Below are 20,348 nucleotides of genomic sequence, written 5' to 3'. Positions count from 1 at the left end.
CGGGCCACCGCTTTTCGGTACAACTCGGGCGCCCCGCGGGTGGCGGGCGCCCGGGCTGCTCGACCGGGCCTACTTCCGGTTGCTCCAGTCGAACCGGTACGCCCGGTAGGTGTTCACCCCCGCCGGGAACGCCGCGTTGAACAGCAGCTTGCCGGACCGGCTGAACTCGGAGACGTAGGGCAGGGATCCCCAGCCCACCACGAGGGCGCCGCCCTTCAGGGTCTGGGCGTTGCCCTGCGAGGAGGCGCTGAGCCCGGCCGGCTGGTCGACGGACTTCACCAGGGTCGCCCGGTGCGTGCGCTGGTCCAGGCGCACCGTGACCACACGGCTGTACGGCAGCTCGGAGACGGCCCCGGCGCCGGTGTTGGCGACGCCTGCCGACTCGTTGTCGAAGAACGTGTAGAGGCCGCCGCCGAGCGGCTGCGGGTCGTGCTGCCAGGAGAAGATGGTCCCGGCGCTGTTCAGGATCTGGCCGGGCGCCGCCGCCAGGGTGAACGAGCTGGCCTTGCCGCCGAGTTGCCAGTTGATCCGGCCGGTGTGCCGGGACACCTGGTAGGTGGTCCAGGTGTTGCGCGCGTCCAGCAGCAGGTTGCCGTCGGTGTCCAGCTTGACGGCGTTGAGGTGGAACCAGTCCCACGGCGTGCTCGACGAGGCCGGCAGCGGCTGCTCGCTCTGCGCGTACGGCACGTGGTCGGCGCTGTTCCACTCGAAGAGCACCTTGCCGGTGCGGATGTCGACCTCCTGCACGATCCCGTCGATCACCTTCTGGTCGGCTCGGCCGCCGATGGCGGTGAGGTTCGCGGTCGCCTCGGTGTAGGAGATGATCAGCGCGGTGTTCTGCGGCGTGATCAGGAACTCGTGGCCGTCGGCGGAGTAGCCGTTCCCGGCCTTGACCTCGCCGATCTTCTGGTAGTGGTCGTCGTAGACGACGTCGACACCGGTGGCCAGTCCGCCCAGGCCGGTGCCCTGCCACCAGGTCAGCACCGGCTTGCCGTGGTAGGTCTGCTTGCGGAAGTCGGCGGCCTGCAGGCCGGCCGGCACCGCGTGGGACCAGACGGTCCTGCGGCCGTCCTGGCTGAGGATCTCCACGCCGCTGGCGTAGCTGCTGGTGGCCGAGGTCGGCGAGACGAAGAGGTCCCCGCCGCCGGTCCCCGCCTGGTCGGTCAGCACGGTCACCGGCGGCAGCGGCGGGTTGCCGGCTGCCGCGGTCGGCGCGGCGGCGGCGCCGGCCACCGGCAGAGCGGCCAGGAAGGTCGCGGTCGTGGCCAGTGCCAGGGCGCGCACGGTCCAGGGCTTCTTTCGCATCGTGATCCTTCGTCAATCACTGGAGGGAGAGCGGCAGTTCGGGGGAGACCGGGCAGCCCGGACGGCGCGCGCCGGCGCAGTCGGCGCGGCGCGGGGCCGGCGACGGGGCGGACGGGCGGTGGGGCGGGCGGGCAGCCGGGGTCGGCACGGCTGGCACGTCAGGCGCGGCGGGGTGCTCGCGAGGTGGTGGCGCTCAGCAAGCGCGACAGGCAGCGGAACAGACTCGCAGGAGGTCGACGTGACCGCGAGTCGTCAGGGTGAGGGCAGGCCGCTGCATGCGGGGGAAGCTAGCCGCAGTGCGCGCCGGGTGTCAACGTCCGCCCGTATCGTGGGCCCGGCCGATCGGGGCCGCTGCGGCGGTGCTGTCGGCTGCCGCTCCTGGCCGGTCCGCCTCCCCCGGGATCACTTCCGGTCCCGAACTCCGGGTCCCAGGTGCACTCCGGGACACCGGTCAGCCGTCGCCCGCTCAGCCCTGGTAGGTCCGGTCGGCGCGGGCGGTCCGCAGCGCCCTTCCCCACCAGGCCAGTTGGCCGAGCATGCCCTTGGCCGCGCCCTCGCACACGGCGGTGTCGCGGGGCGTGCCCTCCTCGGTGAGCCCCGACCACGGACCGTGCAGGCTGACCGAGTCGCGCACCGTCATGGCGTGCAACTCGGCGAAGATCAGGCGCAGTTGCTCGACCGCGCGAAGGCCCCCGCCGAGTCCGCCGTAGGAGACGAAGCCGACCGGCTTGGCCTGCCACTGCGCGTGGTGCCAGTCGATGAGGTTCTTCAGGGCGGCCGGGAAGCTGTGGTTGTACTCGGGGGTGACGACCACGAAGGCGTCGGCGGCGGCCAGCCGCGGGCTCACCTCGGCGAGTGCGGCCGCGGCCTCGGGGCTCACGGTGCCGCCCCAGCCGGGCATGGCCAGCGGCAGCGGGACGTCCACGAGATCGATGACGTCCAGCTCCAGGCCTTGGTCGGCGGCGGTGCCGAGGAACCAGTCGGCGACGGCGCGGCCGTGGCGGCCCTCGCGGACGCTGCCGATGATGACCGCGACGCGCAGCGGGGCGTCCAGGGTGGCGGGTGCGGCTTCGGTGGCGGCAGGCATGACGGTGTCCCCTCGTGCGGTGGGTCGGCCGCCTTGTGCGGTCCCCCTTCGGTAAAGTACAACGAGCGTTGTAAAAATTACAACGCTCGTTGTAGTCAGGTTCCGTGGAGCAGAAGGAGGCGCGTGTGAGCAGCGGCAGCGAGGTCCGCAAGCAGGAGAAGCGCAATGCCATCGCGAGGGCGTCCCGCGCCGTCTTCGGCCGTGAGGGGTACGCCCGCGCCTCGGTCGACGCGCTCGCCGCCGCGGCCGGCATCTCGACGCGCACCCTCTACAACCACTTCCCCGGGGGCAAGGCCGAGCTCTTCCGTGCCGTGGTCACCTGGTCCTCGGGCGAGGTGCGCGACGCCCAACTCGCCCGGATCCGCGCGCTGCTGGACCCCGGGCGGCCGCCCCGCCGGGAGGACCTGGAGCGCGATCTCGTCGCGCTGGCCCGCGCCTTCGTCGACCTGATGGCCGACTACCCGGACCACTTCGCCCTCGTCCGCCACATCCACGCCGAGGCCGACCACGTACCCGCCGAGCTCCTCGAAGCCTGGCGGGACGCGGGCCCCGCCCCCGTCGGCCGCGCCCTCGCCGAGGCGATGGCCGGCCTCGCGGACGCCGCTCTGGTGGACGTCCACGGCGACCCGGCCCTGACCGCGACCCACTTCACGGCCCTGGTCACGCTCTCGATCGTGCAGCTCTCGCACTACGGCGTCCGCCCGCTGCCGGCCGAGCAGGCCGAGCAGCTGATCACGGGCGGCGTCGCGGCCTTCCTGCGGGCCTACCGGCGCGGCTGAGCCCGCAGCGCGGCGCGGGCGGGGAGCCAGGTGCCGACGGCCGCGAGCGCGGCGGTGCCGGCCATGACGAGCGCGAGCCGGCGCAGCGGCAGCGCGAGGGCGTCGGTGCCGCGGGTGATGCCGTCCGCGTAGGTGACGAGCACCGCGAAGGCGATGGCGAGACCGAACGCGGTCGCGATCACCACGGCGGTCGCGGTCTCCCAGCCGAGCATCCGCCGGACCTGCCGGCGGGTGGCGCCGACCAGGTGCAGGGCGGCGAACTCCTGGCGCCGGTCGGTGATGCTCATGGCCAGGGTGTTGAGCACGGCGATCGAGACGAAGGCGGTGATCAGGCCGAGGGTGACGTAGCCGATCTCGGCACCCGCCGTGTTCTGCGCGGCCTGGGCGGCGGCGCGGTCCAGCACGCCGATCCCGGGGTCGGTGCGCAGGGCCGCGGCCAGGGCCGACCGGGTGACGCCCGCGCCCCGGACGAGCACCTCGTCGTCGAGCGGCACGTCGACGTGCGCGGCCACCAGGTCGTGCGCCAGGGTCAGGTCACCGAAGCCCAGCCCGCGCGCGTAGAGGGCGACGACGGTGAGCTCGGCCGGGGTGCCGTCGGCGAGGGTGAGGCGGATGCGCTCGCCGACCCGGTAGCCGAGCCCCGCGGCGGCTGCCGCCGTACCGTCCGTCAGCCCGCCGAGGTCGCCCGCGGTCACGCCGAGGTCGAGCGTGTCGGACAGCCGCTCCGGGGTCACCGCCTGCACGCTGCGCTCGGTCAGGCCGTCGCGCACCTGGGTGTGCAGCAACCGGGTCACGGTCCGGACGCCGGGGACGGCCGCGACCGCGGCGGCGGCGTCGGAGGGGACGCGGGGCCCGACGACGAAGTCCGCGCGGTCGCCGCGGGCCAGCTGGTCGCCCGCGGCGTGCGCGAGCGTGCTCTGCGAGAACAGGATCGTGCAGGCCATCGCGGTCAGCAGGGTCAGCGGGGTGACGACCGAGGCGAGGCGGTGCGCCGCGGTGCGCAGGTTGTGGGCGGCGAGGTAGCCGCCGACCGGGGAGAGCCGCAGCGGCAGGCCCAGCACCGCGGTGGCGCCGCCGGCGGCCAGCGAGCCGAGCAGCGCGAGCGCGGTGCACCAGAGCAGCACGGCGACGAAGCAGACCGGGGTCGACGCCGCGTCCGAGTGCAGCACGGTGAGCAGCAGGGTCAGCGCGAGGGCGCCGGCGGCGGTGAGCGCACCGCACAGGGCCCGGGGCCAGGAGAGCCGTGGCGGCCGGGGGCAGGCCTCGCCCAGCGCCTCGACCGGCCGGATCGCGGTGGCCCGGCGCGCCGAGATCCGGGCCGCGGCCCAGCCGGCCAGCACGGTGGCGCCCGCGGCGGCGAGCACCGGGAACGGCGAGCGGACGACGGGGATGTTCGACGGGATCACGTCCAGCGCGACGAACCGGTCGTGCAGCCAGCCACCCACAGGCAGGCCCGCGACGGCGCCGAGGGTCCCGGCGGCCAGGCCCACCGTGAGCGCCTCGCCGCCGATCATCCGGCGGACCTGACGGCCCGTCGCGGCCACCGCGCGCAGCACCGCGATCTCCCGCTGCCGTTGCTGGATCGACAGCCCGAAGGTGCCGACGACCACCAGCAGGGCGACGATCAGCGAGGTGCCGGCCAGCACGGCGCCCATGCTGATCAGCCGTGCCCGGGCGGTGGAGGCGTCGGGGAACTCCGCCGCGCCGCGGTCCGCGCCGGTGCGCACGACGACGGCCGGGACGGCCGGGGCGGCGTTGATCAGGGCCTGGACGTCGGAGCCGGCCGACGGCGCGGCCGGGAAGACGCCGATCGCGCTGACCAGCCCGTCATGGCCGGCGAGTTGCCGCGCCTGGTCGGGGGTGAAGAAGACCGCGGCCTGGGCGGCGAACCCCTGGGCGGTGACGCCGACGACGTGCAGGGCCAGCGTGCCCGAGGCGGTGCGGGCCCGCAGGGTGGCGCCGGGGGAGCCGTGGGTGCGGGCGGCCGTGGCCGCGTCCAGCACGACCTCGTCGGGCGCCGAGGGTGCGCGCCCGGCGGCGAGGGTCAGTCCGGCCAGCGGCGCCGACTCCCAGCCGTGGCCCCAGGAACCGCTGGCGGGCCCGCCGGGCAGCAGCACCGGGAAGGTCACCTCGGTCGCGACCGCCCGCACCGAGGGCAGCGCCCTGATGCGCTCGGCGAGGGCGGCGGGCACCCAGGCGCGGTCGGCGATCGGTTTGGCCTTCACCTTGGTCCGGCCCTTGCCCTCGTCCTGGACGACGTGGACGTTCTGGTCCCCGGCGACCAGGAGCGGTGCGGCGGCGTACCGTTCGGGCCGGACCTCGCCGGCGATCCCGGTGGCCAGCAGGGTTCCGCAGCCGCAGATCAGGGCCGCGGCGCAGAACAGGGCGACGAAGGCACCGGCGAAACCGGCCTTGCGGTGCCGCACGGTGGCGAGGGCGAAGCGGAGCATCATCGGTTCCACGCCCCCAGACGGATCATGCGGTCGGCGACCTTGGCGGCGGTCGGCTCCGCCATCGTGTCGGCGACGCGCCCGTCGGCCAGGAAGAGCACGGTGTCGGCGTAGGAGGCGGCGACGGGGTCGTGGGTGACCATGACGACGGTCTGGCCGAACCCGTCCACGGCCTGCCGCAACAGGGTCAGGACCTCGCGCGCGGTCATGGTGTCCAGCGCGCCGGTGGGCTCGTCGGCGAAGAGGACCTCGGGGTCCGAGATCAGCGCCCGGGCGATGGCGACGCGCTGCTGCTGTCCGCCGGACAGCTGCCCCGGGCGGTGCCGGGTGCGCTCCTGCAGGCCCACCCGGTGCACGAGCCGGGCCAGGTGCCCGGCATCCGTGCGGCGGCCCGCCAGGCGCAGCGGCAGCGTGATGTTCTGCTCGACGGTCAGCGACGGGACGAGGTTGAAGGACTGGAACACGAAACCCGCGCGCTCGCGGCGCAGTTGGGTCAGTTTCGTCTCGCTGAGCCGCGACAGCTCGGTGTCGCCCAGCCGGACGGTGCCGGCGGTCGGCCGGTCCAGCCCGGCCGCGCAGTGCAGGAAGGTGCTCTTGCCCGAGCCGGAGGGCCCCATCACGGCGGTGAAGCCGCCCCGGGGCAGCCGCACCGTCACCTCGCGCAGCGCGGCGACGGCGCCGCGGCCCTTGCCGTAGACCTTGCTGACGGCTTCCAGACTGATGGCACTGATCGGATCGCTCATGGGATCCAGCCTGCCGAGCAGCGGTCGTCGCACGCAGGGACGGCGTCACGAGGCAACCGTGACCTCGTCATGGGTGGGCCGTGCGCGCGATGAGTAGGGTCGTGCCGTGATCAGACTCCTGCTGGCCGAGGACCAACACGTGGTGCGCAGCGCGCTGGTGGCGCTGCTGGAGCTGGAGCCCGACCTCGCGGTGGTGGCGCAGACCGGCTCCGCCGACGACGTGGTGCCGCGCGCCATGGTCTTCCTGCCCGACGTGGCGGTGCTCGACATCGAGATGCCCGGGCGGCTGGACGGCCTGCAGGCGGCCGAGGAGTTGAAGCAGAGGCTCCCCGGCTGCCGAACGCTGGTGCTCACCTCGAACGGCCGCCCCGGGCTGCTCCGCCGGGCGCTGACGGCGAAGGTCGACGGCTTCCTGCTGAAGACCGCGCCGCCGCAGGACCTGGTGTCGGCGATCCGTCAGGTCGCGGCCGGTGGACGGGTACTGGATCCGGGCCTGGCCGTCGCCGCCTGGGACCTCGCGGACAATCCGCTGACGCCGCGGGAGAACGACGTGGTGCGGGAACTGGCCGAAGGGGCCGAACCGCCGGAGATCGCGGCGCGGCTGCACCTGTCGACGGGGACCGTGCGCAACGTGCTGACCGCTGTGGTGGGCAAGCTCAACGCGCGCAACCGGACGGACGCAGTGCGGATCGCGCGCGAGGCGGGGTGGCTGTAGGGCCGCTCCGGGCCGTCACCGCTCCGAGCCGTCACCGGCCCGCGCCTGTCACCGGTCCGAGCCGTCACCGGCCCTGGGCCAGCGGCACTTCGGCGCGCACCAGGTACCAGCCGTCGTCCGGGCCGGCCGACAGCGTGCCGCCGACCTCGGCCAGCCGGACGGTCAGGCCGCCGATCCCGGAGCCGGGTGGCCGCACGCCGTCCGGGACACCGTCGTTCTCCACCTCCAGGCGCGCGCACCGCTCGCGCACCGAGACTGCTATCCGCGCGTGGCGGGCGCTGCTGTGGCGCAGGATGTTGGTGACCGCCTCGCGCAGCACCACGCTCAGCACGGCCTCCACCTCCGGCGGCACCGGCCCGTCCCCGTCCCCCTCCTCGTCGTCGACCTCGACCGTGACGGCGCCCGCCGTCAGGATCGCCGTCGCGGAGGCCAGTTCGGCGTCGAACGGCAGCCGGGGGCTGTCCGCGGCCACCGTCCGCAGCTCGCCCGCTCCGCGCTGCGCCAGCCGCGTGATGTCCGCCAGCTCGGCCCGGCAGCGGGCGAGGTCCAGCGACCGAAGGCGCCGGGCGAGTTCGGCCTTGAGCAGGATCGCTGCCAGCCCGTGGCCGAGGAGGTCGTGCAGGTCGCGGGCGGCGCGCAGGCGCTCGGCCAGCACGGCGGCCCGGGCCAGTCCGGCCGCCGCCTGCTGGAGCTCCCGCACCAGGCGGACCAGGCGCAGCACGCCGTAGACGATGACGCAGGTGATCAGGGCGTTGACGGCGACGAGCAGTGCGGCCCCCGCCCCGCCGGTGGTCGCCCCGCCGGTGGTCGCGCCGACGGTGATCGCACCGGCGACGGCCGACGCCCCGACGGCCGCGGTCACGCCGAGCCGCAGCGGCAGGACCACCAGCGCCGAGCCGGCGAGGATGCCCACCGCACCGATCCAGTTGCGCCCGAACCAGGGCAGCGGCGCGAAGGCGAGGGCCGCCGAGACCAGCAGCGCCAGCACCTGTCGCCGCAGCGGCCCCGGGCGGGCGGCGGGGGCGCCCTGGGCCGGCAGCCGGGGGAGGGTGGCGTCCTGGAGCGAGAAGCGGATCTGCAGTCCGCACAGGACGGCGAGGGCCGCCACGCCGAGGCCGAGCAGGTGCGCGGGGAGGTACAGCAGCGCCTTGACGCAGAAGGCGCCCAGCAGGAAGACGTACAGCCCGAGCGCGGTGCGCAGCTCGGGCGGATCGGCGGCGGCCGTCGGCGCGGGGGTGGCGGGGACCGTCGCCTGGACGGCGAAGCGTCCGTCCGGTTCCAGACCGGCCGTCAGCCGGCCGCCGACGGTGCGGAGCCGGGCGGCGAGGCCGTCCAGGACGTCGGCGCCGAGCGCGGCCGTCACGACGCCGTCGCTGACCACCCGCAGCACCAACTGGCCGGCCCGCTCGCCGGTGACGATCTCGCACCGTCGCGCGTCGCCGATCCGCACGACCGAGGTGACCGCTTCGCGCAGCACCGTCGCCAGCACCGTCCCGGCCGGTCCGAGCGGTTCCGCGTGCCCGATCCGGATGTCGGCGGCGATACCGGCGGAGTCCAGCAGGGCGCGGGCGCTGGCCGCCTCGGGGGAGAGCGACAGGCTGCGCAGTTCGGCGGCCGTGGCGCGGGTGGCGGCCAGGGTCCGGCGGGCCACGGCGAGGAGCGGATCCAGAAGCGCGGGATCGCCCTGCCGGGCGAGGCCGTGGATCTCGTCCAGGCCCGCGGAGAGCCCGGCCCGCAGGCCCGCCGCGATGCGCAGGCGCTCCGAGGTCACCGCGGCAGCCGCCAGGGTGAGCCGTGCTCCGTGCACGCGGGTGGCGAGCAGCGCGAGGGTGGTGACCGCGTAGAGCATGACGCCGCCGAGCGCGACCGTGAGCGTCATGTCGAGGGTGTCGCGCACGCTGCCCGACCGGGTCGCCTCGATCACGGCCGCGGCGGCGCACAGCCCGAGCAGCGGGAGCCGGCGGCGCTCGAGCAGCAGCGAGCCGGCCGGCAGGCAGAGCAGGCCGATCGAGACGCCCAGCGGCAGCACGGCGAGGCCGGCGACGGTCAGTTCGGCGGCCGTCCACACCGCTGGTGCCACCGCGGGGCGCCGCAGGCCCGGCGGGAGATGCCGCAACTGCAGGGCCACCAGCGCGAGAGCGGCCGCCGTGATCGCCAGACCGGTGCCCGGCTCGGCCGGGATGCGGGCCAGCCCCTTGAGCAGGTGCGCCGCGGCCAGCGCACCGGCCACCGCGACAACCAGCGCGTGCGACAGGCGCGGTGTGCCGTCCTGCCCTGACGTGTCCCCCACGCGGGCATGCTACGCGGACGACCCGGGCGACCGGATGGGCACCGCCTCGACGGCTGCGAGCAGCGGCGATACCAGGACGGACGCCGCGATGCCGAGATGGTCCTGGCCGGTGGCGCGGGCCACGTGTGGGCTGGCCGCATGATCGAGACCATGACCCCGACCGGTGCGGTGGCACTGGTGACCGGGGCGAACAGAGGCATCGGGCTCCAGGTCGCGCGACAGCTCGCCGAGCGCGGGATGACCGTGTTGCTGGGCGCCCGCGACCCCGAACGCGGCCGGGCCGCCGCCGACGAGGTGCGGGCCACCGGGGCGGACGCCCACCCGGTGGCGCTGGACGTCACCGACCCGGCGACGGTCCGGCGGACCGCGAGCTGGATCGAGGAGCGGTTCGGGCGGCTGGACGTGCTGGTCAACAACGCCGGCCTGGCCGAGGACCTCGGGCACCGGCCCAGCACTGCGGACGTCGACCGGGTCCGCGCGATCTTCGAGACCAACGTCCTCGGTGTGCTGACCGTCACCAACGCGGTGCTCCCGCTGCTGAGCCCAGCGCCTGAGCCCGGCACCTGAGCCCGGCACCTGAGCCCTGCGTCCGAGCCCAGCGCCCGAGCTCTGCGCCCGGTGCCCGGGCGCGGCAATCCTGGCGCCGCCTTGACGCCCGCAGCCTTGACAGCACGGGGCCCGCCCGGCCGACCGCCGCCGCGCCGAGGGCCTCGCACCCCGCTGAGCTGGGCATCAGCCGCACCGGGTGCGCGGGCCGCGTCGCGGTCGGGCCGCAGAAGCCTTGACGCCATCCTGATGCCAGGCCTCTTGCACATTTCCGCCCCTGCTCTCCACCGGAGCGGGATCTGGGCCTACGATGCCCCGCATGCCTTCGCGAATAGGAATCATCAAACGGCTGCTGGTCGGCCAGCCGATGCACAACGAGATGCTCGGCGAGGCGACCCTGTCGAAGAAGATCGCGTTGCCGGTGTTCGCCTCCGACGCGCTCTCCTCCGTCGCCTACGCGACCGAGGAGATCCTGCTCGTGCTCTCCGCCGGTGGCGTGGCCATGTTCCACTTCACCTGGTGGATCGCCGCGGCGGTCGGCCTGCTGATGCTGGTCGTGGTGGCCTCGTACCGCCAGAACGTGCACGCCTACCCCTCCGGGGGCGGCGACTACGAGGTGGCCACCACCAACCTCGGTGCGAAGGCCGGTCTGACCGTCGCCAGCGCGCTGATGGTCGACTACATCCTCACCGTCGCGGTCTCGGTCTCCTCCGGCGTCGCCAACCTGGCCTCCGCCTTCCCGGCCCTCAACAGCCACGTCGTGCTGATCTCGGTGCTGATCATCGCGGTGATCACGCTGCTCAACCTGCGCGGCGTCCGGGAGTCGGGCACGGCCTTCGCCGTCCCGACCTACTGCTTCATCGTCTCGATCGTCGCGATGATCGCGTGGGGCGTGTTCAAGATCGCCACCGGGCATCCGCTGCACGCCGAGAGCGAGCACTACCAGATCAAGGCCACCGGCACCTTCGGTGGCTTCGGCCTGATCTTCCTGCTGCTGCGCGCCTTCGCCTCCGGCTGCACCGCGCTGACCGGCGTCGAGGCGATCAGCAACGGCGTGCCCGCCTTCAAGGCGCCCAAGAGCAAGAACGCGGCCACCACGCTCGCGCTGCTCGGCGCCATCGCCGTGTCGATGTTCGCCGGGGTCACCGCGCTGGCGCTGGCCGGCCACGTGCACGCGGCCGACGCCGCCGACCTGATCGGCGTGCCGTCCGGCCAGACCCCGCGCACGGTGATCGCTCAGGTCGCCCGCTCGGTCTTCGGTGACGCCTCGCCGCTCTTCTACGTCCTGCAGTTCGTCACCGCGATCATCCTGGTGCTGGCCGCGAACACCGCCTTCAACGGCTTCCCGGTGCTCGCCTCGATCCTCGCCAAGGACGGCTACCTGCCCCGCCAGCTGCACACCCGCGGCGACCGGCTCGCCTTCTCGAACGGCATCATGCTGCTCTCCGGCGCCGCGATCCTGCTGGTCGTCGCGTTCCAGGCGTCGCCGACCCGGTTGATCCAGCTCTACATCGTCGGCGTCTTCGTCTCCTTCGTCTGCAGCCAGACCGGCATGATCCGGCACTGGAACCGCCTGCTGAAGACCACCACCGAGCCGGCCGCCCGCCGCCACATGATCCGCTCGCGGGCCATCAACGCCGTCGGCGCCGGCTTCACCGGGGTGGTCCTGGCGATCGTCCTGACCACCAAGTTCGCCAAGGGCGCCTGGATCGTGGTGGTCGCCATGCCGCTGATCTGGCTGATCATGCGGGGCATCCAGCGCCACTACGCCGCGGTCGCCGCCGAACTGGCCCCGCCGGACGACCTCAAGGTCACCCCGCCCACCAACAACCACTCGATCGTGCTGGTCTCCAAGCTCCACCTGCCGACCATCCGTGCCCTCGGCTACGCCGGCACCACCCGGCCCACCTTCCTGGAGGCCGTCACCGTCGACCTCGACCCGGTCGACACCGAGGCGCTCAAGCGCGAGTGGCACGCCCGCGAGATCACCACCCCGCTGACCGTCATCGCCTCTCCCTACCGGGAGATCACCAGCCCGGTCGTCGACTACGTCAAGCGGCTGCGCAGCGAGAAGCCCAACGACATCGTCACGGTCTACATCCCGGAGTACGTGCTCGGGCACTGGTGGGAGCAGATCCTGCACAACCAGTCCGCGCTGCGCCTCAAGGGCAGGCTGCTCTTCCAGCGCCGCGTCGTCGTCGCCAGCGTTCCCTACCAGTTGCACTCCGCCGCCGCCCGCGAGGCATGACAGGCCCAAGGAGCAAGAAGAGATGAGCGATTCGCGCCGCACGTCCCGCACCAGCGACAACGACGGCGCCCTCGCGCGCCCGGCGGGCCAGTCCCTGGTCCGCCGGGTCGTGGCCCGGCTGTCCGCCAGCAGCACCGACCTGCACGCCGAACAGCTGGGCGAGGCCATCCCCAGGGCCGGCGCCATGCCCATCGCCGAAACCCGGGACCGCGAGCTGGTCTGCGTCGTCGGCACCCTGCGCTCGGTCACCCTGCGCCCGGTGGGCGGCGTGCCCGCCCTGGAGGCCGACCTGTGGGACGGCACGGGCGAGGTCGTCGTCATCTGGCTGGGCCGCCGGGAGATCCCCGGCATCCACCCCGGCCGCACCCTGCGCGTGCGTGGCCGCCTCAGCACCGCACGGGGCCGCCGCGCCATCTACAACCCCGCCTACGAACTCCGCACCCCCGGGCCGTCGTGACGCGCCGGGCACCCGCGAAGCAGCGCTGAGCGGACGACCCCGGCTGCTCAGACGCGCCCGTAGCGCACCGCCTGATCGGCGAACTCCTGGGCCATCGTGTCGGAAACGGTCGGCCGGGTGCGGTGGACGGCGTCCAGGTAGTCCTGGGTGCTGGGCTCGGTGCGCTCGCCGGTGTCGAGCGTGCGCTCGAAGGCGTCCTGGGCGACCGCCATGGCGACCTGCCTGATGTCGGCGGGCGTGAAGCCCTCGCTGGCCCGGGCGAGGACCGCCGTGTCGGCGGCGGTGCCCGTTCTCGCCGTGTAGCCGGCCCACAGCGCGTCGCGGGCCCCGGCGTCCGGTGGCCCGACCGGCAGGACGTAGTCGAACCGGCCGTGCCGCAGGAACGCCGGGTCCAGGGCGGCCACCGCGTTCGTGGCGCAGACGAGGAGCCGGCCGTCGCGGTCGCGGAAGCGCACGATCGACTTGAGGAGCTCGTTGACCACGCCGACCGACGCGGGGGCGGCGAGGCTGCGGGTACCGGCGATCTCCTCCACCTCGTCGATGAAGAGCAGCACGTGGTCGAGCCGCGCCACCTCCTCGAAGCGGCGGCCGAGTCCGCTGGCCAGTCCGTCCTGCGAGGCGAGCCGGGAGGGGAAGAGCTCGACGAACGGCCATCCGAGCCGCCCGGCCACGGCCTTGGCGAAGGTGCTCTTGCCGGTGCCCGGCGGACCGAACAGCACGACCGCGCGGGGCGGCTCCACGCCGTGCGCGTCCGCCAGTTCGGGATTGGCCAGGGGCAGCACCAGGCGCCGTTCGATCAGCCGCTTCTCGTCGGTCATGCCCGTGAGCTGTTCCCAGAGGCGGGCGTCGGGCATGGCCGCGCCCAGCTTCGCCAGGACCGCCGCGCCCTCGGCGCTGACGGCCTCCGACTTCTCGAAGTACGTGAGCCCCTGCTGGGGACGGAACCCGGAGTTGACCAGGGCCGTGGCGCCGGTCTCCTCCTCGGGCAGCAGTGCCGCGACGATCCTGGCGCCGGCATCCCGCAGACGGTGCTCCAACGCGGACAGCAGTGCGGTACCCACGCCCAGGTTCCGCCAGGCGGGGTGCAGCGCGATCCGCAGCACCCAGGCCCGGTCCCCGTCCACCCGGCCCACCGCCGCGCCCACGAGGTGCCCGTCGGCCACCACGACGACGCTCGGATTCCGCGCCTGCACCGCGGCGACGACGTCGGAGAGGCGGAAGACGGCGGGGCGGTCCGTGGTGGCGCTCTCACCGTCGAGCCGTACCACCGCTTCGAGGTCGTCCGGGGTGAAGTCCCGGACGTGCCAGACAGCCATCCGTCGCTCTCATCCGATCAGGAGTTCTGCCGCCGGGGTGTGGTTCCCGGTCGCCGAGGCTCCGGCCATCGCCGCGGCGGCGGCCGTCGGATCGGTGCCGGGCGGCACCACCAGCAGCAGGAAGTGGTCCTGGAAGCCCCGCGTGACGCTGATCGTCGCGGCACTGCCGGCGAACCAGTTGATCTTGATCATCAGGCCGTCCACCATGACGGACCGCGGCACGCCGTCCCAGGCCGAGGTGTCGAGGCCGACCCGGACGACGGGCCCGACATGCGCGCCCAGCGCGGTGATCAGGTCCGGCAGCTCGGTGGCGACGTGGTTCGAGCGGGGCCACCAGGCTCCGTCGAAGACACCCTCCCGGGACATCGTCGGCTCCAGCTCCAAGCGGGGCAGCAGGGCATCCGCCACGGGCCACGGCCCGGAGGGGGAAGGGGTGGTGAGGGGAATCGGCGTCATGGGAAGCCGCCCGTCCGGTCCACGAGGGACCACTGATGACCAGGGCGACGTCGGCGCTGATGCCGGTGTGCGGAATGTCCTTGGTTGTGAGTCCCACGCTACTCCGCCGCACTCCGCGCCGGGCCCTCCCGCCACCGGAGTAGCCTCGAAGACATCCAGGGCATCCCGCATCCCGGTACCCGCTCCGGCTTCGTTCTGGGTGGAGTACAGCCAGGCGGCCCGCTGCGGCGGGCGGCCTGAGACGGGACCGGTGACACCGTGACCGCTCACTCCCAGCAGTCGGTACGGCGCGGCCAAGGCCTCACGGTCGCCGACGCGATGGACCCCTGCGACTACCAGATAGCCGACGACAACACCGTCGACCAGGCGAACGACATCTTCCGCGGCGCCCACGTCGAGTACCTGCTCGTCCGCGGCCACGACGGCCGGTGCGAGGGGCTGGTCACCCGGATCGGGCTCCACCCGTTCCTGACCCGCTCCTGGTACACCGAGCGGACCGCGATCAGCGCCACCTCGCACCAGCGCGGCCCGTTCGCCTGGCCGACCATGGGGCTGGCGCTGGCCGCGATCGCGATGCGGATCAAGCACCTGGCGGTCTGGCCGGTCACCGACGACGACGGCTACATCCTCGGCGTCCTCACCGCGGACCGCGCAACCGGCCTCCTCGCCGCCGCCCCTGACGCCCCGAAACCGGCGGTGCTTCCCGCCGCCGGGTGACCGGTACCGGCCCGGGCCGCTCAGCGGCCCGGGCCAACTGCCGTCGGGGGAGGCGTGATTCGAGTCCGAGGGGTGGCCGCGCCCCAGCCCCGCCCCGGCACCGCCGTTGAGCAGCAACAACACCATTGCTGCGCAAGGCCTCCATGACTACTCTTCATGCGGAGCCTCAGGACTTACCGCCCTCCTAGAAACCCCAACCTCTGGTGGAGTGTCGCGATCCGAGGCATCCAACACACTCGATCCCGCTGGAGGGAACTCATGAGGGAGCGCATCCGCGCCCCGCGCCGCCGGTCCGGCGGCATCCTCCGCCACTTGGCGGCCATATCCGCACTCGCCACCCTGGCCGCCGGCGTCGTGACCCCCGCGTTCGCGACCCCCGCGTTCGCGGGCGCCCGGGAGCAGACCCCCGCCGGCGCGTCGACCGCTGCCGCCGGTACCGGTGTGCCGGGCGACCTGACCGGGGACGGCCTGCCCGACCTGGCCAGGGTCGAGCCGTACCAGCAGGTCGACTACGCGTACAGCGGCAGTGGCAGTGCCCTGACCGTCTACCCCGCGCACGGCGCGCCGTACACCGCCTCGACGCCCGCCGACGGGCCTGCCGGCGGGGACTGGAACGGGTACCTCGTCACGCACCACGGCAGCCTCACCGGCTCCGGCAGCGATGACCTGTACGCGCTCCACCCGTACGACACCTCGCTCTGGATGTACCCGAGCGACGCCGACTTCGGCGGCGCCCCGGGCTACTTCACGCACCCCGAGAAGGCCCAGCAGGTGGCCAAGCCCGCGTGTGCGGCCCCCACCGACTGCACCGCCTACAGCACCAGCTGGCAGTACGTGTCCCAGCTGGTCGCCACCGACGGCATCGCCAACAGCGACGGCCTGCCCGACCTGGTCACCGTGGAGAACGGCAAGCTCTGGTACTACCCGGGCAAGGCCGGCTCGTTCCTCGGCAGCCCGATCCTGCTCGGCACCGGTGACTGGAGCAACACCACGATCGCCGCGCCGGGGAAGGTCGGCGGCTCCACCGTGCTCTGGGCGCAGGACAACCTCACCGGCGCGGTGCGCAGCTACCCGCTCGACCCGACGGCCGGCGCCACCGCGCTGCTGACCCCGCCGGCCCACGGCAACATCCAGACCGCCGTCGCGCAGGCCAGTGGCAGCCGTCTCTGTGCGGGCCTCGGGGGCTACAGCAGCATCGCCACCCAGAACTGCGGCGACGCCAACTCCGCCCAGTGGGCGTTCGGTACGGACGGCACGGTGCACGGCGACGGCTTCTGCCTGAGCTCCGGCCCCGCCGACAGCACCGGCCGGATCCCTGCCCAGGTCGTGGCCTGCGACGGCGGCGGCGCCCAGAAGTGGACGGCAGGCACCGGCGGGACCCTGGTGCAGAACCAGTCCGGGCGCTGCCTGGCCGTCTCCGGCGATGCGACGGCGGTCGGAAGCACGCTGGTGCTGGCCACCTGTGACGGCTCGTCCGCGCAGAGCTGGGGCGTCGTCTCCGGCAGCGCCTTCGGCCCGCTGCCGGCCGCTCAGCCGCTCCTCGTCCCCGGCCTGCCGAGCACGAGCCTCGGCAACACCGTCGGCGCCGGCATCAGCCTCTCCGCCGACCTCGACCGCAGCGGCAACCCCGCGCTCGTCTCCGCCGACCTGCACGTGTACCCGGGGAGCCCCGCAAGCAACGGGATCGCCCGGTTCGGCCAGCCCGTCCCGACCAGTGGCCGGACCCAGCAGGCCTGGCCGTTGCTCATCGAGAACAACAACTACAGCAGCCTGGGCACCGACGGCGTCGTCTACTCCGCCTGCGCCAAGCTGGTCATGCAGGCCGACGGCAACCTCGTGCTGTACGCCCTGAAGACCGGTCAGGCGCTCTGGGCCAGCGGGACGTACGGGAAGGTCGGTCCGCACCCGCAGGCGGACATGAGCGGGTGGGGCAACCTGGAGATCTCGGACGCGGCCTCCCCGGGGCAGCCCGTCTGGAGCCCCACCACGGGCTACCGGCCCGGCGCGCACGCCGTGGTCCAGGACGACTGCAACTTCGTCGTCTACGACGGCAACAACCAGGCCGTCTGGTCCACGCAGACCTATGGCGCCAGCCACACGGCGCCCGGCCGCGCGCTGCCCGGCGGCACGGTGCTGAACCCCGGTGACAGCGTCACCGCCGCCCGCAGCCGCCTGACCATGCAGCCGGACGGCAACCTGGTGCTCACCTCCCTGGTCACCGGCAACGTCCTGTGGGCGTCCGGGACCTGGCCGCACTCCGGTTCCACCGCCACGGTCCAGGCCGACGGCAACGTCGTGGTCTACGACCCGAATCACAACGCGATCTGGTCCACCGGCACCTGGGGCCACGGCGGGGACCAGCTGGTGGTGCAGGACGACCACGGCCTGGCCCTCTACGGTCCGGACGGGCGGACCCTCTGGTCGGCCGGCACCCAGCAGGTCGATCCCGGTCAGTTGGGCGTCGTCTACACCCACGGGATCTCCAGCTACTCGACCGCCGCCTGGCAGCTCGCCCCGGGGACCAGCCTCCAGCCGGTCAAGGCGCACCTGACCATGCAGACCGACGGCAACCTGGTCCTCTACACCCAGGCGGGCAACAACGCCCTCTGGTCCTCGCAGACCTGGGGCAACCCGGGCGGAGGTGTCACGCTGCAGCGCGACGGCAACCTGGTGGTCTTCGACGGCAACCGCCGCCAGCTGTGGAGCTCCGGCACCGCCGGCCACCCGTACGACTACGCGGTGGTCCAGAACGACTGCAACTTCGTCATCTACGACGGGGACGGCAAGCCGCTCTGGAGCACCGCCACCTGGGGGCGCTGCTGAGCAGTACCGGCCGGCCCGGCCGGACAGCTGTGTGATCTCCGCCGCGGCGCGCGCGAGTTCGGCGCGCGCCGCGGTCGGGTGAGGACCCGCGCTACGCCGCGGGTGAGCTGCCGCCCGCGCGCAGCGTGAGCAGGGTGATCTCGCTCGGCGCGAAGACCCGGAAGGGCGGCCCCCAGAAACCGGTGCCGCGGCTGGTGTAGAGCTGGGTCCGCTCCCCGTGCCGGCTCAGGCCGTGCACCACCGGCTGGTCCAGCCGGACGAGGAAGTTGAACGGCCAGATCTGGCCGCCGTGGGTGTGCCCGGAGATCTGCAGGTCGATGCCGGCGGCAGCGGCCTGCGGGACGAACTTGGGCTGGTGGGCGACGAGCAGGACCGGTCGGTCCGGGTCCGTCCCCGCCAGCGCGTCGAGCAGGTTCGCGCGGTGTCCGGCCAGGCCGGAGGACTCCGCTGTGACGTCGTCCACGCCCGCGAGCACGAGGGCGTCCCCACCGCGCTCCACCACGACGTGGCGGTTGTGCAGCGGCTCCCAGCCCAGGTCCGCCATGCGGTCCAGCCAGCCCTGGGCCTCCCCGCCGTACTCGTGGTTCCCCGTGACGTAGACCTTGGCCAGCCGTGACCGGACCGTGCCGAGCGGCGCGGACTGCTCGCGGCGCTGGACGGGGGTGCCGTCGGCGATGTCGCCGGCGTGGACCACGACGTCCGCGTCGAGGGCGTTGACCGCCTCGGCCACCCGGGCCGACCAGTCGGCCCGGTCGATCGGCCCGTAGTGGGTGTCGGCCAGCACCACGACCCGGGTCCCGTCCAGGCCCTGGCCGAGCCGCGGGAGACGGACCTCCAGCCGCTTCACCCGGGGCACGCGCATCGCCTCGTAGTGGCCCCAGGCCAGCAGCCCGGCCGAGACCGCGGCGACGGCCACGGCGACGATCCGGGCCCGCCCGGCACCGCCGGCACCGAACCCGATCAGCACCAGGTCCACCAGGCCACCCAGCACCGACCAGGTGAACAGCACCCAGATGACCCCGAGGCCGGTGTCCGCGACCCGGGCGGCCTGGTCGGCCCGCCGCGGCCCGTGGCCCGCGACCATCAGGAAGGGGAAGGAGACCAGCCAGGCGGCGAGGACGACCGTGCCGACCAGGAGGACCGGGAACGGCCAGTCGGCGCCGGCGGCGAACAGCGTCCACCAGGGCGGCAGGCCCAGCACCACGAGGACGAGCACGACCACGGCCAGCCGCCGGCCCAGCGACCGCCGCGGCCGCGCGCTCCCGCCCGGCGGCCCGCCACTCGCCACCGCAGCCGCCCCGGCCTCGGCCCGGGCATCGGCCACGGCGGTCTCCGCCCCCGCGTGCTCCGCCCGGAGGCCCGACTTGGACCCGATGGATTCACTGTCTGCCACTGCGCCGCCCTTCACGTCCGCTGCTCCCATCATCCGGCACGCGGTGACGGTTCGAATCGTGCCCGCCCGCCGTGCCGCCCGCAGCGCCGCCCGCCCACGAGGGCGGCCGTCCAACGCCGTTGGCGAGCGGGAACGACGAAGGCCCTGACTGCCTGGGCAGTCGGGGCCTTCGATCAAGGCGGAGGATACGAGATTCGAACTCGTGAGGGGTTGCCCCCAACACGCTGTCCAACTGGTCGCCGGGGCTTCAGCTGAGTACGCCACCGTCCCGACCTGCGGAGAAGTGCCCGGACGAGGGCTGGCCGGACACTCGCGGACGGGGGTGAACGCAACTGGATCTGCAACTGGCCGACATCCCCGCCCGGGCCCCGACGTGTCGGGGCGATCAGAGCGAAACGGGCTACTTGCTGTAGTGGTAGCGACAGGCGATGACGCACACCGTGTCGGCCTGCTCGTCGAGGACGTAGACCAGGCGGTGTTCCTGGTCGATTCGGCGGGACCAGGCCCCGGCGAGTTCGTGGCGCAGGGGTTCGGGTCTGCCGATGCCATCGTGGCCGTTGTGGCGGATGTCGTCGATGAGTTGGTTGATGCGTTTGAGGAGGCGGCGGTCGTTCACCTGCCAGTACAGGTAGTCGGTCCAGCCGCCGTCGGTGAACTGGATCTTCATGCGGACTGCTCGGTGGCGTCCTCGGGGTCGATCAGTTCGCGGTTCTGGGTGCGACCTTCCTGGTAGTCCCGAAGGGACTGGCGCAGATGGTCGGCGTTGGCGGGGGAGCGCAAGAGGTAGTCGGTCTCGCGGAGTGACGCGTAAGCGGCCAGGGAGACGACGACCAGCGGCTCATGGCCGGCCCGGGTGATGACGAGTTCCTCGGCGTCGTTCTCGACAGAGTCGAGCGCGGCAGCGAGATTGCTGCGGAGCTCAGTCGCGCTCATCGTCTTCATAACGTACAGAATAGCGTACGTTCGTTGCCTGGGTCAGCAGGCGAGCCACCTCGTGGCGTCGGGCCAGGGCTGGGGCTCGGG

The 20,348-nt window shown here is 73.6% G+C and carries 17 protein-coding genes; 7 read left to right on the top strand and 10 right to left on the bottom strand.

Annotated elements, in window-relative coordinates; all coding sequences use genetic code 11:
• Positions 1–69 precede the first annotated feature (69 nt).
• The gene (locus OG294_RS19275) at positions 70–1,305 is read right to left on the bottom strand and encodes an arylsulfotransferase family protein (RefSeq protein ID WP_327067746.1); all 1,236 of its coding nucleotides are present in this window, start codon (positions 1,303–1,305) and stop codon (positions 70–72) included.
• 466 nt (positions 1,306–1,771) lie between these two features.
• Entirely contained in the window at positions 1,772–2,392 is a 621-nt protein-coding gene (locus OG294_RS19270; RefSeq protein ID WP_327067745.1) for an NADPH-dependent FMN reductase, read from the bottom strand.
• 125 nt (positions 2,393–2,517) lie between these two features.
• Between OG294_RS19270 and OG294_RS19265 the strand changes: the two genes are divergently transcribed.
• Positions 2,518–3,171, top strand: a complete 654-nt coding sequence (locus OG294_RS19265) for a TetR/AcrR family transcriptional regulator (protein ID WP_327067744.1) — start codon at positions 2,518–2,520, stop codon at positions 3,169–3,171.
• Here the strand turns inward: OG294_RS19265 and OG294_RS19260 are convergent.
• The gene (locus tag OG294_RS19260; RefSeq protein ID WP_327067743.1) at positions 3,156–5,621 is read right to left on the bottom strand and encodes an ABC transporter permease; all 2,466 of its coding nucleotides are present in this window, start codon (positions 5,619–5,621) and stop codon (positions 3,156–3,158) included. The two genes, OG294_RS19265 and OG294_RS19260, sit on opposite strands and share 16 nt — an antisense overlap.
• Positions 5,621–6,364 (bottom strand): ABC transporter ATP-binding protein, encoded by a 744-nt coding sequence (locus OG294_RS19255; RefSeq protein ID WP_327067742.1) that lies wholly within the window; start codon positions 6,362–6,364, stop codon positions 5,621–5,623. The genes OG294_RS19260 and OG294_RS19255 overlap by 1 nt, the downstream gene beginning before the upstream one ends.
• A 106-nt stretch (positions 6,365–6,470) precedes the next feature.
• Here OG294_RS19255 and OG294_RS19250 point away from each other — a divergent pair, with 106 nt between their 5' ends.
• Entirely contained in the window at positions 6,471–7,079 is a 609-nt protein-coding gene (locus OG294_RS19250) for a response regulator transcription factor (protein ID WP_327067741.1), read from the top strand.
• A 64-nt stretch (positions 7,080–7,143) separates the two neighbouring features.
• Here the strand turns inward: OG294_RS19250 and OG294_RS19245 are convergent, their stop codons facing one another.
• Positions 7,144–9,369, bottom strand: a complete 2,226-nt coding sequence (locus OG294_RS19245; RefSeq protein WP_327067740.1) for a sensor histidine kinase — start codon at positions 9,367–9,369, stop codon at positions 7,144–7,146.
• 138 nt (positions 9,370–9,507) lie between these two features.
• Between OG294_RS19245 and OG294_RS19240 the strand changes: the two genes are divergently transcribed.
• From OG294_RS19240 to OG294_RS19230, 3 genes are all read left to right on the top strand, one after another.
• The gene (locus tag OG294_RS19240) at positions 9,508–9,936 is read left to right on the top strand and encodes an SDR family NAD(P)-dependent oxidoreductase (RefSeq protein WP_327067739.1); all 429 of its coding nucleotides are present in this window, start codon (positions 9,508–9,510) and stop codon (positions 9,934–9,936) included.
• Positions 9,937–10,234: 298 nt separating this feature from the next.
• Positions 10,235–12,163 (top strand): APC family permease, encoded by a 1,929-nt coding sequence (locus OG294_RS19235; RefSeq protein ID WP_327067738.1) that lies wholly within the window; start codon positions 10,235–10,237, stop codon positions 12,161–12,163.
• A gap of 22 nt (positions 12,164–12,185) precedes the next feature.
• The gene (locus OG294_RS19230) at positions 12,186–12,620 is read left to right on the top strand and encodes an OB-fold nucleic acid binding domain-containing protein (protein WP_327067737.1); all 435 of its coding nucleotides are present in this window, start codon (positions 12,186–12,188) and stop codon (positions 12,618–12,620) included.
• A gap of 47 nt (positions 12,621–12,667) precedes the next feature.
• On the opposite strand, the gene OG294_RS19225 is transcribed toward OG294_RS19230, so the two are convergent.
• Both OG294_RS19225 and OG294_RS19220 read right to left on the bottom strand, forming a co-directional pair.
• Positions 12,668–13,936: an ATP-binding protein gene (locus OG294_RS19225; RefSeq protein WP_327067736.1), complete on the bottom strand. Its 1,269-nt coding sequence runs from the start codon at positions 13,934–13,936 to the stop codon at positions 12,668–12,670.
• A gap of 9 nt (positions 13,937–13,945) precedes the next feature.
• Entirely contained in the window at positions 13,946–14,392 is a 447-nt protein-coding gene (locus tag OG294_RS19220) for a DUF5994 family protein (protein ID WP_327067735.1), read from the bottom strand.
• 258 nt (positions 14,393–14,650) lie between these two features.
• Here OG294_RS19220 and OG294_RS19215 point away from each other — a divergent pair, with 258 nt between their 5' ends.
• Both OG294_RS19215 and OG294_RS19210 read left to right on the top strand, forming a co-directional pair.
• Complete coding sequence (locus OG294_RS19215) at positions 14,651–15,109, top strand: CBS domain-containing protein (RefSeq protein WP_327067734.1); 459 nt, start codon at positions 14,651–14,653, stop codon at positions 15,107–15,109.
• Positions 15,110–15,367: 258 nt separating this feature from the next.
• Complete coding sequence (locus OG294_RS19210; RefSeq protein ID WP_327067733.1) at positions 15,368–17,932, top strand: ricin-type beta-trefoil lectin domain protein; 2,565 nt, start codon at positions 15,368–15,370, stop codon at positions 17,930–17,932.
• A gap of 91 nt (positions 17,933–18,023) precedes the next feature.
• On the opposite strand, the gene OG294_RS19205 is transcribed toward OG294_RS19210, so the two are convergent.
• From OG294_RS19205 to OG294_RS19195, 3 genes are all read right to left on the bottom strand, one after another.
• Positions 18,024–19,220 (bottom strand): metallophosphoesterase, encoded by a 1,197-nt coding sequence (locus tag OG294_RS19205; RefSeq protein WP_327071595.1) that lies wholly within the window; start codon positions 19,218–19,220, stop codon positions 18,024–18,026.
• A gap of 505 nt (positions 19,221–19,725) precedes the next feature.
• Positions 19,726–19,992 carry a Txe/YoeB family addiction module toxin gene (locus OG294_RS19200; protein WP_327067732.1) on the bottom strand — a complete coding sequence of 89 codons (267 nt, stop codon included), beginning with the start codon at positions 19,990–19,992 and terminating at the stop codon, positions 19,726–19,728.
• The gene (locus OG294_RS19195) at positions 19,989–20,267 is read right to left on the bottom strand and encodes a type II toxin-antitoxin system Phd/YefM family antitoxin (protein ID WP_327067731.1); all 279 of its coding nucleotides are present in this window, start codon (positions 20,265–20,267) and stop codon (positions 19,989–19,991) included. The genes OG294_RS19200 and OG294_RS19195 overlap by 4 nt, the downstream gene beginning before the upstream one ends.
• Positions 20,268–20,348: the final 81 nt, after the last annotated feature.

The organism is Kitasatospora sp. NBC_01302, assembly GCF_035976515.1.
Lineage (GTDB): Bacteria > Actinomycetota > Actinomycetes > Streptomycetales > Streptomycetaceae > Kitasatospora.
Note: the sequence above shows the minus strand (reverse complement) of the source record. Positions and strands in the feature narration are given on the sequence as shown.

Bases quoted from the DNA above. Each gene is read 5' to 3' on its own strand.
- OG294_RS19235 (WP_327067738.1), top strand. From the start codon at position 10,235: ATGCCTTCGCGAATAGGAATCATCAAACGGCTGCTGGTCGGCCAGCCG.
- OG294_RS19220 (WP_327067735.1), bottom strand. From the start codon at position 14,392: ATGACGCCGATTCCCCTCACCACCCCTTCCCCCTCCGGGCCGTGGCCC.
- OG294_RS19200 (WP_327067732.1), bottom strand. From the start codon at position 19,992: ATGAAGATCCAGTTCACCGACGGCGGCTGGACCGACTACCTGTACTGG.
- OG294_RS19225 (WP_327067736.1), bottom strand. From the start codon at position 13,936: ATGGCTGTCTGGCACGTCCGGGACTTCACCCCGGACGACCTCGAAGCG.
- OG294_RS19195 (WP_327067731.1), bottom strand. From the start codon at position 20,267: ATGAAGACGATGAGCGCGACTGAGCTCCGCAGCAATCTCGCTGCCGCG.
- OG294_RS19230 (WP_327067737.1), top strand. From the start codon at position 12,186: ATGAGCGATTCGCGCCGCACGTCCCGCACCAGCGACAACGACGGCGCC.
- OG294_RS19210 (WP_327067733.1), top strand. From the start codon at position 15,368: ATGAGGGAGCGCATCCGCGCCCCGCGCCGCCGGTCCGGCGGCATCCTC.
- OG294_RS19270 (WP_327067745.1), bottom strand. From the start codon at position 2,392: ATGCCTGCCGCCACCGAAGCCGCACCCGCCACCCTGGACGCCCCGCTG.
- OG294_RS19275 (WP_327067746.1), bottom strand. From the start codon at position 1,305: ATGCGAAAGAAGCCCTGGACCGTGCGCGCCCTGGCACTGGCCACGACC.
- OG294_RS19240 (WP_327067739.1), top strand. From the start codon at position 9,508: ATGATCGAGACCATGACCCCGACCGGTGCGGTGGCACTGGTGACCGGG.
- OG294_RS19260 (WP_327067743.1), bottom strand. From the start codon at position 5,621: ATGCTCCGCTTCGCCCTCGCCACCGTGCGGCACCGCAAGGCCGGTTTC.
- OG294_RS19255 (WP_327067742.1), bottom strand. From the start codon at position 6,364: ATGAGCGATCCGATCAGTGCCATCAGTCTGGAAGCCGTCAGCAAGGTC.